Raw genomic sequence first — 15371 nt, forward strand, 5'->3', positions numbered from 1 at the left:
CATTTTCTGCCTTTTTTATTATCAGGCTTTCGTTTATTTCATGAGCTTTTTTTATGGTGAAGAATTATTTATAAATCTTAAGGCGATTGCCATCGATAGTATACCGGAAGCCGGTAGCCAGTTTAAGAGACTCCATGACATCGCCAATGCTTTCGTTCTCGTAAATCCCGCTGATCTTTCTTGTTAATATTGAAGAATCCTTAACCGTAATGGTTACCCCGTACCAGCGCTCCAGTTCCGGGAAAACTTCGCTATAACTAACCTGGTCGAAGGCCAGTTTATTTTTAGTCCAATCTGTTTCAAGTATACTTGAATCTTCCTGCTTTGTTTTAATTGTCAAGACGGAAATATCTGCAACAGGCATTTCGTCAGCTGTCAAAGGGGCCGTATGATCAGGATTATTATTGACCACTATCTTTTCATGGGGTTTTAACACCACCAGGTTGCGTTCGTTTCTTTTATTCAGTGTTACTTCAACCGACCCTTCCAATAAAGTAGTTTGCGTGTTTTTTTCATTTTGATAGGCCCGTACGTTAAAAACAGTTCCCAGTACCTTAATGTCCATTGCATTGGTATGCACAATAAAGGGGTGCCGGGCATCTTTTACCACTTCAAAATAAGCTTCGCCTTCCAGTGTTACCTCTCTTGCCTCTTTGCCAAAAGATTGGTTATAACTAAGACGCGTATCTGAATTTAGTAAAACTTTGGTGCCGTCAGGTAATACCAGGTTCGACTTGGAACCTTTTTTTGTAGTAAGGATGTTTTTAGAATGATCGACCGGATTACTTTCAGTAAATTGCCTGTAAACTACCGTACAGCCTATGGTTAGCAACAGCACAGCTGCAATAATCCGGACAATCTTTCTGATGCGACCTTTAGGATCATCAGCGTTTGCAGGCGTAATGTCCTCCTGGCTTAGCCGTTCATGTATTCTTTGCAGACGTTTTTTGAGCTGTGCAGAATCGAAATTATCCTGTTGATGAAAACGGCCTTGCAGGGTTTTGTCTAATAGGTCGGCTAATTGGCTGTCTGAAGGGTTTTCTTTTAAGTACTCATTAAGCTCCCTTGCTTCAGGCAATGTTAAAATGCCCGATTCCCGTTTTGTAAATAGCTCAATAAGTCTGTTTCTGTCCATTTCTTAAGGATATACCATTATAAGTCGGTTTTATTATGATCATACCCCTAAATGAATCAAAAAAAATTATGCTTTTTTTCTTAAAAGATGCTCTGCCATGTCCGGAAGCATTTGTTGAATGGTGATCGTTAGCTTTTTAATCGCAATAGTCATCTGGCTTTCAACGGTTTTTACAGATAGCTGCAGTAATTGCGCTACCTCCTCGTACTTAAGACCTTCTTCTTTAATTAACCGGAAGATCAGCCTGCATCTGGAAGGTAACTGGTTAATTGCATCGGTAATATGGCCGATGTTCTCATTGCTTATATAGACCAATTCCGGATTGGAGTAGGAGAGTCCCATATCGTCGGGATAGTCCTCAAGGGATATTGTTTGATGCTTCTTCAGTGCACTAAGCGACGCGTATTTAACCGCAGTATAAATGTAATGCGAAGGACTTTTGATAGATACCATGGTCTTTCGGTTCAGCCAAAGTTTGACAAATACATCTTCAACTATTTCTTCAGCCAGCTGACGGTCTTTCAAAATATTGGATGCGAAAGAAACCAAACCAGGGAAATAGAAATTAAACAACTCGTCAAACCCCTTTTGATCGTCATGCTCGGCAATCAATAACAGCAGGTATCGTTTACGATCTTCATTCATAAATAATGAAAATAAAGTATGACAAAATTTGCAATTCGTTACACGGCTTTTATCGCCTTTTGAAGAATTATTTTATTTTCTTCACATCAAATATATACCTTTATCGCAAAAACGATTTTGCCTTTTCAATATTTTTTTTAAATTTGGTACTTATCGTTGAAGATTGCTGATGATTGATTACTCATTCCTCTAACAAAAATGCCATGTTCGGGAAAAAAAGATTGAATTTAGTAACAGCCAGTTTGTTAATAACCGCTATAAGTTTTGGACAAACCGGTGCCAAATCTTTTACCGGTTATGTGAACACTTTTATGGGTACCACAACGCTGTGGGATAGTGCTGACCTGGGGTACAAGCCCACCAGGAGAGCCTGGGGCGGTGAAACCTATCCGGGAGCGACACTTCCTAATTCTATGGTGCAGGTAACGCCGGTTACCATGTGGCGTAGCGGTTCGGGTTACCAGTATGAAGATACCGTTGTATATGCATTTGCCCATACCAGCAAAGGACATTGGAATCTTTGCTATGTACCTTTAATAGCAGTAAGTGGTAAGGTTGAGCCGAAAACCTATTACTCGCCGTTTAAACATTCACGGGAATCGGCCAGCCCGGGTTACTACCAGGTATATCTCGATAAATATGATATCAATGCAGAAGTTACCTCAACCCTGCGTTGCGCCTTTCATAAATATACCTATAAAAACGGGGAGGGTAAGAAGTTGCTGGCAGACCTCGCACGTTCCAACGAAAGAGTGAATGAATGGAAGATCGAAAAATTGAACGACAGTATTTTTACCGGCAATCAAAAGACCGGCGCTAATTTTTATTTTTATGCGATCTCTAATTATAAGATCAGGAATGTGGAATCGGTAAAAGATGGCGATGCAGAAGTAAGTATTGTTAATTATATAGATAAAGCGCCGAATGATCCGCTTGAAGTAAAAATTGGTTTTTCTTATGTGAGTGTTGAAAATGCGCGCATGAACCTGGAAGCGGAAATGATCGGTAAAAGCTTTAATCAGGTTAGGGAAGATGCTACACAAACCTGGGAAACGCTTTTGTCTAAAATCCAGGTATCCGGTGGCACCGAAGATCAAAAGGAGACTTTTTATTCCACGCTGTACCGATCTTTTCTCTGGCCCATTTTACTGAGCGATGTAAACGGAGCTTTTAAGAATGCGAAGGGTGAAACAGTAAACAAAGGCTTTCGATATTTTACTGATCCTTCCTTTTGGGATGACTATCGCAATAAGCTCATTTTGTTGGGCATGATCTCGCCTGACGTAGCTGCGGATGTCATTAAATCCATTACAGACAGAGGGGAAATAAGAGGTTTTATGCCTACATTCTTTCATGGGGATCATGCCTCCACATTCGTAGCGGGCAGCTATCTGAGAGGAATCAAAAATTTTGATGTGAAAAAATCCTATCAACTGCTATTAAACAATGCTTTTGTAGATGGTAAGGGAGGCAGGCCGCACCTGAAGGAATATATGGAACGGGGGTGGATATCGGAAATGGACGTACAAAATCCGCGGTTAGAAACGGTTGCCAAAGCGGCGGTTACTAAAACACAGGAATATGCCTATGATGATTATGCGACTGCTTTATTGGCCCGGGCCTTGGGTGATACTAAAAACTACCAGGCGTTAATGAAACGTACAGATAGTTACAAACATCTTTTTGATTCCCAAACTCAGTTGATGCGTGGCCGGCTGGCAAATGGAGAATGGATAACACCCTTTAATCCGGAGCAGCCTTATTTTGAGTATATGTACCGCGAGGCCAATGGATGGCAATCTACTTTCTTTGCACCGCATCAACCGGAAGCATTTATAGCGCTGTATCCTAGCAAAGCTGTTTTTGAGAAAAAGCTGGACTCCTTATTTACCATACCCTGGAAGGGATATGAAGCCCATAATATCACCACATTCATAGGGCAGTATTGCCATGGTAACCAGCCAGGTCATAGTTCGCCTTATTTATATTATTTTGTAGGGAAGCAGGAGAAAGCGCAAAAAATATTAAACCTCATCATGAGCAAATATTACCGTATGGGACCGGAACGGCTGGCTTATTCGGGGATGGATGATGCTGGTGAAATGTCGGCCTGGTATGTAATGAACGCATTGGGCTTGTATACTTATTCGCCGGCTGATCCGGAATACCTCGTAACTGTGCCCTTGTTCGATAAGGTGCGGTTTAACCTGCAGGGTAAACCGTTTACAATTATTAAAAAAGGGAAAGGTGAGCGGATTCAAAAGATTACCTATGGAGGCCGGGCTGTTAAAGGCTATTTTGTAAAACATGACCAGTTGCAGCAGGGAAAAGAGCTGTTGATAGAAACCAATTGATAATAAGCTAAACGACAAATAAAAGAACTATGAATTTTTGGGGTATTGACCTGGGAGGAACTAAAATAGAATGTGCTGTATTGGATGCTGGCAGTTTATCTGTTATCGAACGGCAGCGGATACCAACAGAGGCAGACAGGGGATATGATCATATTCTTTCACAGATAAAAAAACTGATCGCGCAGGTTTCTCAGAAAATTGGTGAGTTCCCGACAAAAATAGGCCTGGCAACACCGGGAGTATTAGAGCCCGAATCGCAAACTATGAAGAATTGCAACACTACCTGTATGAACGGACAGCGCATGCAGGAGGACCTGGAGCAGCTATTGAAAATTCGGGTAAGGTTAGCCAACGATGCCAACTGTTTTGCACTGGCAGAGGCATTGATGGGCGCTGGTAAAGATTATCCCGACGCTGAAGTGGTATGGGGAATTATTATGGGCACCGGCGTTGGCGGCGGTTTGGTTGTAAATCAAAAAATCATTAATGGACATCATGGTATTGGTGGTGAATGGGGGCATAATATATTGGAAGACGGCGGAGAACTTTGTTACTGCAGTAAACAAGGCTGCGTAGAAACGGTTATATCAGGACCTGCATTGGAGCGTGCCTACGAAAAGCTGGCTGGTACTCCGTTGAAACTGAATGTGATCATCGAAAGGCATTTATCTTCTTCGGATATACATGCAAGTGAAGTGGTAGAAAGGCTATTGGAGAATTATGGAAAAGCACTATCCTCCGTAATCAATATTATTGATCCCTCGCTTATTGTTATTGGCGGGGGTGTGGGCAATATAGATTTATTGTATACCGAAGGATATGAGCGCATAAAAAAGTATATTTTTAACAGCGGGCAACTCACAACACCTATATGCAAGCCTGTATTGGGCGATAGCGCCGGTGTGTTTGGCGCCGCTTTACTCTGGAACTAATTACTATAATAACCGATAAAAAGATCGATATGAATCGCAAAACTTTTCTTCAAAATACAAGTGTGTTGGGTGCAGGTCTGGCATTCAATAAGTTTTCTTTTGCCAAAACCACACAAAGCTTTCCCGAAGTACGCTGGTCCGTTTCTAAAAGACATTTTAAAAGTGAGGTGATAGAGAATGCGATTAAAGCATTTCAGTCTAAAGTACCTAATAAAGAACTGGGGTGGTTGTTTAACAACTGTTTCCCCAATACCTTAGATACCACCGTGTTTTATAGTGAAAAAAATGGTAAACCCGATACGTACGTGATTACGGGAGATATAGATGCTATGTGGTTAAGGGATAGCTCGGCACAGGTGTTCCCTTATCTTCAATTTACGAAACAGGATAAAAATCTGCAAAAATTAATTGCCGGCGTTATCAATAAGCAAGTGGAGTTTATTCTGAAAGATCCTTATGCAAATGCTTTTTATAACGACGAAAACAAAATAAGTAAATGGAAAGAATCTGATATTACAGACATGAAACCTGGTGTGCATGAAAGAAAGTGGGAGATCGATTCTTTATGTTACCCGATAAGATTAGCCTATCATTACTGGAGGGCTACAGGTGATACCTCTCCATTCGGGAACGATTGGAAAGGCTCTTTGATTTTAACACTAAGAACTTTTAGGGAGCAGCAGCGAAAAGGAGGTTTAGGTCCTTATAAATTTCAGCGGAAAACAGAATTTGCGACCGACGGTGTGCCTATGAATGGGTATGGTTATCCGGCGAAGCCCAATGGCTTGATCTGTTCAATGTTCAGGCCAAGTGATGATGCCACCGTATACTCATATCTTATTCCGTCTAATTTCTTCGCTGTAACCAGCTTAAAACAGGCATCTGAAATGGCCAATGCTATTAGTAAAGATGCTGCGTTGGCAAATGATCTTTTAACATTAGCGGAAGAAGTAGAATTAGCGCTTAAAAAGTATGCAACTACGACGCATCCTGCTTTTGGAAAGATTTATGCTTTCGAAGTAAACGGATTCGGCAGCTATAACCTGATGGACGATGCCAACGTTCCCAGTCTATTGGCAATGCCTTACCTGGGCGGCGTCACGGCCTCTGACCCGGTATATAAGAATACACGCAACTATGTATGGTCTCCTGAAAACCCATTCTTCTTTAAAGGTACGCAAGCCGAGGGCATTGGCGGGCCGCATGTGGGACTGGATATGGTATGGCCAATGAGCATTATTATGAAAGCGCTTACCTCTAAGGACGATAAAGAAATTAAATGGAGTATTGATACATTGAAAAAAACACATGGGGGAACCGGATTTATGCATGAGTCCTTTCATAAAGATGATTCTAAAAAATTTACGCGCGAGTGGTTCGCCTGGGCGAACACCTTGTTTGGAGAATTGCTTTGGAAGACCTTTAAGGAAAAGCCACATTTGCTGGCGTAAAGGTATACAGTGCTTTAGCCTTTGCTAGTTCATGCCTTGCAACTGCACACTGAGTGAGTTTTAGACCTCAATGTATCTTTGAGTTGACATCGTTTATACAGGATGCTATATGATCCGCAATTGAAAGGAGCGACGCAATACCGATGCTCTGTGTTTTTTGCCGGCATCATCAAATAGGCACCTATTAAAATGTAAAAAATGAATCGCATTAAAAAACTTGTTGTTGTTTTTGTTTTAATTGCTACGTCTGCCCGGGCACAGCAACCGATCAATTATGTGAATCCTCTGATGGGGACACTCTCTAAATTCGAACTTTCCAACGGCAACACCTACCCGGCCATCGGTATGCCCTGGGGTATGAACCTGTGGACGCCGCAGACCGGTCGTATGGGAGACGGATGGGCTTATAAATACCAGGACGATAAAATAACCGGTTTTAAACAAACGCACCAACCATCTCCCTGGATGAATGATTATGGCTATTTCGCTATTATGCCGGCTACAGGGAAAATGCGTTTTAAGGAGCAGGACCGGGCTAGTTGGTTTTCTCATAAAGCAGAAGTAGCGCAGCCGCATTATTACAAAGTATACCTGGCCGATGCCGATATTACTACAGAGATCGCTCCTACAGAACGGGCCGCGCGCTTTCGTTTTACTTTTCCGCAAACGGATAGCGCCTACATAATCGTAGATGCCATAGACCGGGGCTCTTATGTGAAGATCATCCCCTCAGAAAATAAGATCATTGGTTATAGCACCCGCAATAGCGGTAGTGTGCCGGAAAACTTCAAAAACTATTTTGTTATTCAGTTCGATAAGAAATTTGACTATAAAGCAACCTGGGATGAGGATAAATTTTCTGATAAAGAAGAAATGAAAAGTAAGCATGCGGGGGCTGTTATAGGTTTTAAAGGATTGAATCGGGGTGATGTGGTGAATGCGAAAATTGCATCATCCTTTATCAGCTTCGAGCAGGCTGAGTTAAATCTGAAGTCAGAAATTGGCAGCAAAGATTTTGATGCCATCAAGGCAAATGGAGCAAAGGAGTGGAACAATGTGCTCGGGCGTGTGAAGGTTTCAGGAGGTACAGAAGAACAAATGCGCACCTTCTACTCCTGCCTCTACAGGATGGTATTTTTCCCTTTAAAAATGTACGAAAAAGATGCAGCCGGTAAGATCGTGCATTATAGCCCATACACCGGTAAAGCCGAGCAGGGTTATAAATTTGCCGGCACCGGTTTCTGGGATACTTTCAGGGCTTTATACCCTTTCCTTCACCTGGTGTATCCTTCCATTGCAAAAGAAATGCAGCAGGGCCTGATCAGCGATTTTAAAGAAGGGGGCTGGTTGCCCGAATGGTCGTCACCCGGATACCGGGCTGTAATGGTGGGTAATAATTCTGCGTCCGTGGTCTCAGAGGCTTATTTGAAGGGGCTGCGTGGCTACGATGCAGAGACCTTGTGGCAGGCTTTAGTGCATGGTGCCAATAATGAAGGCCCGCAGGCTACGGGGAGAAGAGGTGTGGAGTATTATAATCGCCTGGGCTATGTGCCCAATAATGTTAAGATAAGCGAGAATGTAGCTCGTTCATTAGAGTATGCTTATGATGATTATGCCATTTATGCTTTTGGCAAGGCATTGGGTAAGCCGGCAGTAGAAACCGATGTTTATAAAAAGCGCGCAATGAATTATAAGAAATTGTTCGATCCGCAAACATTACTGATGCGTCCCAAAAATGAAGACGGTAGTTTTCATGCGCCTTTCAATCCTTACTCCTGGGGCGGCGCTTTTACCGAGGGTAATAGCTGGCATTACTCCTGGAGTGTGTTCCAGGACATAGAAGGCTTAAAGCAATTGATGGGCGGTGATAAAATGTTTGTGCGCATGCTGGATTCCGTATTTATTATGCCGCCGGACTTCGGCGATTACTCTTATTATGGTTCTGTTATTCATGAAATGAGAGAAATGCAGATCACCAATATGGGACAATATGCACATGGAAACCAACCAATCCAGCATATGACCTATTTATATAACTATGCAGGCCAACCCTGGAAGTCGCAATATTGGATAAGGGAAGTGATGGACAAATTATATAATTCTTCCGCTGACGGATATTGTGGCGATGAGGACAATGGACAAACTTCAGCCTGGTATGTATTCTCCGCATTAGGATTTTACCCTGTTACGCCTGCCAGTACGCAATATGTTCTAGGAACGCCATTATTTAAAAAAGCTGAAGTGACCTTTGAAAATGGGAAGAAACTCGTGATTAATGCATCGCAAAACAGTGCCACCAACAGATATGTACAGTCGGTTTCCCTTAACGGAAAAGCCAGTTCCAAAAACTACCTGGACCATTTTGACTTGTTAAAAGGTGGTACTATCAATATGGGCATGAGCGCACAACCCAATAAAACACGAGGTGTGACCACCGCCGATTATCCTTTTTCTATGAGCACATCTGATTGATCAGGTGCTGCGCTTTTCTTGAGGAACAATTGAAGCAACGTAAAACCAAGGGCGCCTGATACCAGTGAGGCGAGCAGGATAACCAGCTTGGTATTATTGATAATAGCCGGGTCGTCGAATGCCAGCAGCGCTATAAATATGGACATGGTAAATCCAATACCACCCAGGCATCCTGCACCAAGTATCAGTTTCCAGTTCAGGTCTGAGGGAAGCTGGCATATTTTAAATTTCACAGCGAGAAAGGCTGATGCTAAAATGCCTAAGGGCTTGCCAATGATTAGCCCTAAGGCAATACCCTGGCTATACGGTTGTGTAGAAAGGCTTTCGAAATCGGGACTGATATAAATGGCGGTATTAGCCAGGGCAAAAATGGGCAGTATGATAAAAGCTACCGGCTTATGCAGGAAATCCTGCAAAATATAAGAGGTCGATTTTGTATCCCCTTTGCCAAATGGAATAGCAAAAGCCAGCAGTACGCCGGTTATGGTGGCGTGTACGCCCGAGTGCAACATAAACCACCACATAACGATACCGCCAAGGATATAGGGAATGAGATTTCGAATCTTTAGTCTGTTAAACAATAGTAATAGACCCCAGGTACCCAATGCGATCAGCAGATTGGTCCATAAAATCCCTTTTGAATAGAAGAGGGCAATGACTAATATGGCTCCCAGATCATCAATGACAGCCAGTGCGGTTAAAAATACCTTAAGCGACAGCGGTACTCGTTTGCCAATAAGTGACAGCACAGCCAGCGCAAAAGCAATATCAGTAGCCATAGGGATGCCTGCGCCTGGCTGAGTAACGGTTCCGTAGTTGAAAAGAAGGTATACCCCCGCTGGCAGCAACATTCCACCTATAGCTCCAAATATCGGTAATAAAGCATTTTTGATATTACTAAGTTCCCCGATGTAAACTTCCCGTTCCAGCTCGAGGCCAATGAGTAAAAAGAAGATGGTCATCAATCCGTCATTGATCCAGTATTCAACCGACCCTTCTCCCAACCGGATCTCCCAGAAATGATGATAAGCGGGGCCAAAGGAAGAATTAGCTAATATAATAGAGGCTACTGTACATATGATTAGTACCAGCCCGCCGGATTTTTCGCTGTGAAAGAAATGATTGAATAATCGGGTTAACCTCATGTATGTATTAATGCAAGTGAAAAGACAGCGCGAAAATAGGGTATTTACAACCGATAGGGGCAACCGCTGAACTGCGCTCTTCCGGAGACGGCTATCCCCCGCGGGCGGGGGTGGCACGCCCACGGCGTGACGGGGGGACCTTCCTATAGCGGAGCTCGACCCTCACGGATAGTTTACAAGTGGCAGGGGCTACTGTTCCCTGCCTGCTTGTCAATCCAGTTTTCAACAAAACCTTGCACCGCATTGATATGTTGAAGCACCTCCTCATCGGTAAACCGGATCACTGTAAAGCCATGATTCTCCAGATCATTTGGCGCCTTTGATCTTTTGCTATAGCTTCTAGAGAGTGATGCGTGTTGCCATCTACCTCAATGATCAGCATTAGCTCCTTACATATAAAATCAGCAACATAATGTTCAATTTAGCATGCGGCGCAACAGGCAATGAAAGCCGAGGCGTATTTTCGCTTGGGCGGATCAGGATGGAAGTTTTTGAGATGTTCGCTCTTACACCTTATACATCCGGTTAGCCGAGTTGATATATTCCAACGGGTCGAAAGTTTTATCAAAAGACTCCTGCAATTCTTTCATTTTTATTTCCAGGTCTTTCACCCTGGCGCCCAGTTGAGGGTCTGGCTTATATTTATCAAATAGCTCCTTATACTTTAGCAGATTCTGGCTGATCCTGAAAGTGACCTGGCCAAAACGTTGTTTTAGCGATTGAACATCGTTCATTTGCACATAGGCTTTCTGACGCCAGTCTTTTGGATTTTTGGTTCTTTCTTCACTTACAAATTTAGCCGCCTCATCTCTCAACCTGGTAAGATATTGATATCTTTTTTCAGCATCGTTTTCCTTTGAAAAATTCGCCTGGAAGTCGGTAGGAGATGTTTTTATAATGGCCAGGTTTTCTTTTAACGATTTATCGTATTTGGCCTGCAGGTCCTGTAATTCCGCTGTGATCGACTCCCATTCATTTTCAATGCGATCGTTATCATAATTGAACTGGCTGATCTTCATGGTGAGGGTTAACATTTGTTCACTTTGCTCTTTCAGCGCTTTTTCTTTTTTACCAATATTGTCGATATAAGTGGTCATGCTGGAAAAGAGGGCAGAAGTAATAGGACCTGTTACCGGAGCGCCCTTCGTAAAATTACCTGCGAAGCTGAGCAGGTTGCTGGTTACATTAAGTACCGGGCTTTCCGCCTTCTTATCTTTAACATACGCGGCATATTGGTTATACCATTTGGTGTAGCCGTCATAGTTCATGGGGTTGCCGGTTTCGCTAAGCGCATTAAAAAAAGACTTGGTAGAATTGAACAAGAGTAAGGGTTTTATTTCCCGGTCCATAGACACAAGATTCACCATTGCAGACTGATAGTTAGCCTGGAAAAGATTTAGCTCATTCTGTTCAATGGCTTTTTGTTTCTCCTCTACCGCCTGCACGCGTTGCTGTAATTTATCAGCTTTATCATTGGCATCACGGGATTGTGAAATAGATTTATCAAGGCTGGACAAGCGTTGATCCAATTTGGTAACAGTAGAATCCAGCGTTTTATTCCGGCTGTCGAAATTATTCTGAATATCGTTCAAGACCTTGTCGCGAAGGTTCATTTCGCGCTTTATACTGTCTATTTGAGCAAAACAATTTGTTGTAAATAACACGAATAATGGCAAGAGTAGCTGTTTCATCTGCATATCTTTAGTTTTTAATTTAGTTGCTCCGTCAAATATAGGCAGGAGCTACAAAATGCCCGATAATTACAAGGCATTTTACGAGAGCATGCTTACAATAAGCAAATAATCCGCCAGTTTTTTAGGAATGGATTATAAATCTTTGATTGGTAGGTATATAAAAATCAAAAAAGGGGTCTAAAAATATTTGTTGAACCCTCCTGATAGGATTGGGACCACAGCGGATAATGGGATAGTCTTAGCCGTCATGGAATTGAACGGGGCAGGTTCTGCAGCTTGATATAAACGCGCTTTACAGGTCGACTGCGGCCTATATATTCTTTTTAGGCTTCTCCCAGCGGTCGATTGTTCAGGTGGGGCTGCCGGAGGTGCAGGCAAAAATGGAGAAAAACCGCACACCTGTTGTTTATCAAAAAAGCCGAAGAAATGATCTCCGGCCTGAGTGTATCAAATAGGTATAGCACCGGAAATTATGTTCTGCATCACTAAGAGAAGTCGGGGGTGTCTTGTATGCTGTGGGCACAAATGCTGCTGCATTAAAAGAATACGCTTAGCTTTAACTGCAGATTGTTGGTCTTTATTTTGCTTTTGCCATAAATGGTGGTGCTTTCCTGATCTACTTCAGTATACTCACTGTAGTTCATGTTGGTATTACCCGGCGCATAGTCCAGCGACAGGCCTATGATGCCCCGGCGTGCGGTAATACCCATATTAGGTTTAAAGCCAAATAACACATTATCGAGTATTTTTTCTTCTGAATCTTCTTCAATACCGTTTTCAAGTTGGAAGCTGTTGTTTCCAGTTTCGTAGCTATAGTTATAACCATGGGCATAAGCCATGAGCTGCAGCCTGGCATCAATAACAAGCTTTTCGATCGGGTTAAACGAAATAGCCGGCCCCAGCTTGGTAGACAGGGAAGCTGCCAGCGGCTTGCTGGTAGCGCCCGGTTCTCCGGCCTGGCGCTCATATTCCTTCCACTTGCTAAGGGGGTTATAAGTAAGTGAGATCACCGTCCAGTCCAGCCCGTAGCCAATAAGGTCCCCGGATTCAGGTTTGTTAAAGTAATAGACCTTTCCCATTTCAAAAGCAAGGCCTGTTCCCGCTCCGTATTGCGAGGCGAGGATATTCTCTTTAGGCGACATAGCCGTGTTGATCTTACCCGGCAAGCTGTTAATGCCCAACCTCAGGTAGCCTCTTCTAAACGGGGAGCGTTCTGCTTTTTGTGCATGGGCTGATAGTATGCTTACGAGCATACCACAGCCCAAAATGATCCTTCTCATTAGTAGTTTGTTTTAGCTGGTAATTATTTTTGAGACAGTGGTCCGTAGTAGTGTAGTTCAAACAGGCCTAAACCGGGACCGGTAGATTCAAGATCTGCATATCCTTTCATGGTTACTTCGTAGTAGATACCATGCCGTTTTATCCGGAGCTCTTCTGTAACCCTATCGTCTATAACGCCGCCGGTGTGGGGTCCCACCACAGTAGCAGAATAATGGTCGGAAATGTCAACACCTATCAGCGAATAGTCAGGGCTGAGTGTTGCATCATCATTCCAGCCACCTGATGGATAGTTGCCTGGTAAATTGAATATTTGGTTGGCTGTTGTTGTGAGCGTTATATAAATGCTTTTTCCTACTCCTCTGTAGTCATCGCCTTGCAGCTTAAGGCCGTCGGTAGCAAAATAAACGCCGTGATATCGCCCGGTTTCATCCCACTCGAAAGGTTTGATACTTTCAAAACCGCCCTGGGTTAAAAGGTATTTGTTGCCTTTAAAGGTAAAATAGCTTTCCGGCCGGGGTGGTAGTGCAGCGGCAAAGTCAATTTTATTCAGTTCAATTTTAGCGCCATTAGTTTCAGCTATAGTGATTTTATTCAACGCATCAATGCCTGTCAGTGTCCTGGCAGATCCATTTTCAGTATAAGTGAGAGTGATCTGGGAACCGGAGCGGCTGACAGTTCCTTTTATCCTTTTAACATTACCGATTTCCTCAGCGTTTACAGAGGCTATTGTTTTGGATATAAGCTCAAAGCTGTTTCCATTTACAGAAAGATTATAGATACTGTTAGTAAAATCGGAAGCTGTTTCATTTAACCTCCATCCGTTATAATTTTCGGCAGGAGTGGTTGTTTCTTTAACTATTGTAGCTTCCATGTTTTCATGACCGGGGATTCTAAACGACGGGTTCATTAGTGCTCCCGTCGCATCTGCTTCAATCGTTATAACCATGTTCCCGCTTTTATCTACAAGAAATATCTGGCTCTGTTTCGTCAATACATTGTGGGATTCGAGAGCATACTTCACGCCTTCGAATATTAATGTCCCCGTAGCACCTGATTCTGTTATTTTTATCTGATAGGCACCTGTTGAACCCACTATTATGCCCGAGTAATTCCCCGTTACAACATTGGGATTAGGTTGGGCTTTGTCTTTTTTGCAGGAAATAACAAACGACAGCGAGAATATAAAAAGAGTCAACAGCCTATTCATAATATATCAAAAGTTAGTTATTAAATGAGCAGGACAAAATTATATAGCTCCTGGTGCCTCATCAATACCCCCTAAGTGGTATTTTTTAATGACCGGGTATTGTAGTATATATGTAGGAGATAGCCTCACGGGCGTATCTCCCAGGGGTATACATTCTCTACCGCTTGGCAGGAGCAGGTGGAGTAGCATAATCGGGATAAGGGCGGCCGCATATCCATATAAAAGAGTCGGAATAGCTTACAACAATCCCTTACCCAAACAAAAACTAATTAATTGTGCCGTATTCTTTGCCCCTGCCTTTTGCATAATATTTTTGCGATGCGTTTTGGCCGTATGCGGAGAAATGAAAAGTTCGCTGGCTATTTCCGGGGTTTCCAGGCCTTGCGCAATCAACTTGATAATCTCGAGCTCGCGCGGGGTGTAGGTAGGTTTATTGCTATTGATCTCTAATTTTTTTTTCAGGTCGAATTGAAGAAAAAGATCGTGACCGTTGATACCTGTTAGTGTAAGCTTGTAATTATTTACAGTTGTGAGGTGATTGATGTTCGTATGTATATTGAGTAGTTTCCAGGCATTCCGTTCCGGATCAGCGTCGAAGCAAAGCGCCTGAAGTTGGAAAAGTTCGTATGTTCCGTTTGCAGTTTTTTCCCGGAAACAATAAGACATTTTCGTTTGAAAAACAAGGTCCATGCCCAGCTCAAGGGTCTTCCTGATGTTAAATTCCTCAGCAACCTGTATAAAACTTAAATCGTCTATATGGACGGTATCTACAATATCATCAAAACAGGTATTGGCGGGATCCAGTCCTAAGACCTGTTGAACTGATGGCGACATGTATAAAATTTCACGGGTAGCAAAATCAACAATATAATAATAACTGGGTCCCGCGCAGAATATCTCGCTTAAGATTTCGGTAAATTTAGCGGCCTTGTTAGGGGAAGCGTACTTTTGGATACAAGATTCAGGAATGAAGTATCTATTCTTTTTCCAGAATTCGGTTACTACATTTTTATCGGGCATAACAGCAGTTTTTGGATCAGAGGTATCTGTTGCGA

At 42.8% G+C, this 15371-nt stretch carries 11 protein-coding genes and 1 pseudogene; 4 read left to right on the top strand and 8 right to left on the bottom strand.

Annotated elements, in window-relative coordinates; translation table 11 throughout:
• Window positions 1-64: 64 nt before the first annotated feature.
• The gene (locus tag U0035_RS19720; protein ID WP_114790650.1) at window positions 65-1135 is read right to left on the bottom strand and encodes a FecR family protein; all 1071 of its coding nucleotides are present in this window, start codon (window positions 1133-1135) and stop codon (window positions 65-67) included.
• A gap of 66 nt (window positions 1136-1201) precedes the next feature.
• Window positions 1202-1780, bottom strand: a complete 579-nt coding sequence (locus U0035_RS19725; RefSeq protein WP_114790651.1) for an RNA polymerase sigma-70 factor — start codon at window positions 1778-1780, stop codon at window positions 1202-1204.
• Window positions 1781-1983: 203 nt separating this feature from the next.
• On the opposite strand from U0035_RS19725, the gene U0035_RS19730 reads away from it, so the two are divergent.
• The 4 genes from U0035_RS19730 to U0035_RS19745 all read left to right on the top strand — a co-directional run bounded on the left by U0035_RS19730 (window position 1984) and on the right by U0035_RS19745 (window position 8989).
• Window positions 1984-4134 (top strand): GH92 family glycosyl hydrolase, encoded by a 2151-nt coding sequence (locus tag U0035_RS19730; RefSeq protein ID WP_114790652.1) that lies wholly within the window; start codon window positions 1984-1986, stop codon window positions 4132-4134.
• A 29-nt stretch (window positions 4135-4163) separates the two neighbouring features.
• A complete protein-coding gene (locus tag U0035_RS19735) occupies window positions 4164-5066 on the top strand; it encodes an ROK family protein (RefSeq protein ID WP_114790653.1) in 903 nt (300 codons plus the stop codon).
• Window positions 5067-5095: 29 nt separating this feature from the next.
• The gene (locus tag U0035_RS19740) at window positions 5096-6517 is read left to right on the top strand and encodes a glycoside hydrolase family 125 protein (RefSeq protein ID WP_114790654.1); all 1422 of its coding nucleotides are present in this window, start codon (window positions 5096-5098) and stop codon (window positions 6515-6517) included.
• 198 nt (window positions 6518-6715) lie between these two features.
• Entirely contained in the window at window positions 6716-8989 is a 2274-nt protein-coding gene (locus U0035_RS19745) for a GH92 family glycosyl hydrolase (RefSeq protein WP_114790655.1), read from the top strand.
• Here U0035_RS19745 and nhaA read toward each other — a convergent pair.
• From nhaA to U0035_RS19770, 6 genes and pseudogenes are all read right to left on the bottom strand, one after another.
• Window positions 8959-10134: a Na+/H+ antiporter NhaA gene (gene nhaA / locus U0035_RS19750; protein WP_114790656.1), complete on the bottom strand. Its 1176-nt coding sequence runs from the start codon at window positions 10132-10134 to the stop codon at window positions 8959-8961. The two genes, U0035_RS19745 and nhaA, sit on opposite strands and share 31 nt — an antisense overlap.
• A gap of 173 nt (window positions 10135-10307) precedes the next feature.
• Window positions 10308-10555: pseudogene (locus tag U0035_RS23035) on the bottom strand (endonuclease domain-containing protein).
• Window positions 10556-10640: 85 nt separating this feature from the next.
• A complete protein-coding gene (locus tag U0035_RS19755; RefSeq protein WP_327138706.1) occupies window positions 10641-11825 on the bottom strand; it encodes a hypothetical protein in 1185 nt (394 codons plus the stop codon).
• 539 nt (window positions 11826-12364) lie between these two features.
• Window positions 12365-13108 carry a hypothetical protein gene (locus U0035_RS19760; protein ID WP_114790659.1) on the bottom strand — a complete coding sequence of 248 codons (744 nt, stop codon included), beginning with the start codon at window positions 13106-13108 and terminating at the stop codon, window positions 12365-12367.
• A gap of 23 nt (window positions 13109-13131) precedes the next feature.
• Window positions 13132-14316 carry a hypothetical protein gene (locus U0035_RS19765; RefSeq protein ID WP_114790660.1) on the bottom strand — a complete coding sequence of 395 codons (1185 nt, stop codon included), beginning with the start codon at window positions 14314-14316 and terminating at the stop codon, window positions 13132-13134.
• A 237-nt stretch (window positions 14317-14553) separates the two neighbouring features.
• Window positions 14554-15336, bottom strand: coding sequence for a response regulator transcription factor (locus U0035_RS19770; RefSeq protein WP_114790661.1), 783 nt, complete (start codon window positions 15334-15336; stop codon window positions 14554-14556).
• Window positions 15337-15371: the final 35 nt, after the last annotated feature.

The organism is Niabella yanshanensis (genome assembly GCF_034424215.1).
GTDB classification, from domain to species: domain Bacteria; phylum Bacteroidota; class Bacteroidia; order Chitinophagales; family Chitinophagaceae; genus Niabella; species Niabella yanshanensis.

What these genes read in the sequence shown, in the direction of transcription:
- U0035_RS19745 (WP_114790655.1), top strand. Translation starts at nt 6,716, where the DNA reads ATGAATCGCATTAAAAAACTTGTTGTTGTTTTTGTTTTAATTGCTACG.
- U0035_RS19725 (WP_114790651.1), bottom strand. Translation starts at nt 1,780, where the DNA reads ATGAATGAAGATCGTAAACGATACCTGCTGTTATTGATTGCCGAGCAT.
- U0035_RS19720 (WP_114790650.1), bottom strand. Translation starts at nt 1,135, where the DNA reads ATGGACAGAAACAGACTTATTGAGCTATTTACAAAACGGGAATCGGGC.
- U0035_RS19740 (WP_114790654.1), top strand. Translation starts at nt 5,096, where the DNA reads ATGAATCGCAAAACTTTTCTTCAAAATACAAGTGTGTTGGGTGCAGGT.
- U0035_RS19730 (WP_114790652.1), top strand. Translation starts at nt 1,984, where the DNA reads ATGTTCGGGAAAAAAAGATTGAATTTAGTAACAGCCAGTTTGTTAATA.
- U0035_RS19755 (WP_327138706.1), bottom strand. Translation starts at nt 11,825, where the DNA reads ATGAAACAGCTACTCTTGCCATTATTCGTGTTATTTACAACAAATTGT.
- U0035_RS19735 (WP_114790653.1), top strand. Translation starts at nt 4,164, where the DNA reads ATGAATTTTTGGGGTATTGACCTGGGAGGAACTAAAATAGAATGTGCT.
- U0035_RS19770 (WP_114790661.1), bottom strand. Translation starts at nt 15,336, where the DNA reads ATGCCCGATAAAAATGTAGTAACCGAATTCTGGAAAAAGAATAGATAC.
- U0035_RS19760 (WP_114790659.1), bottom strand. Translation starts at nt 13,108, where the DNA reads ATGAGAAGGATCATTTTGGGCTGTGGTATGCTCGTAAGCATACTATCA.
- nhaA (WP_114790656.1), bottom strand. Translation starts at nt 10,134, where the DNA reads ATGAGGTTAACCCGATTATTCAATCATTTCTTTCACAGCGAAAAATCC.
- U0035_RS19765 (WP_114790660.1), bottom strand. Translation starts at nt 14,316, where the DNA reads ATGAATAGGCTGTTGACTCTTTTTATATTCTCGCTGTCGTTTGTTATT.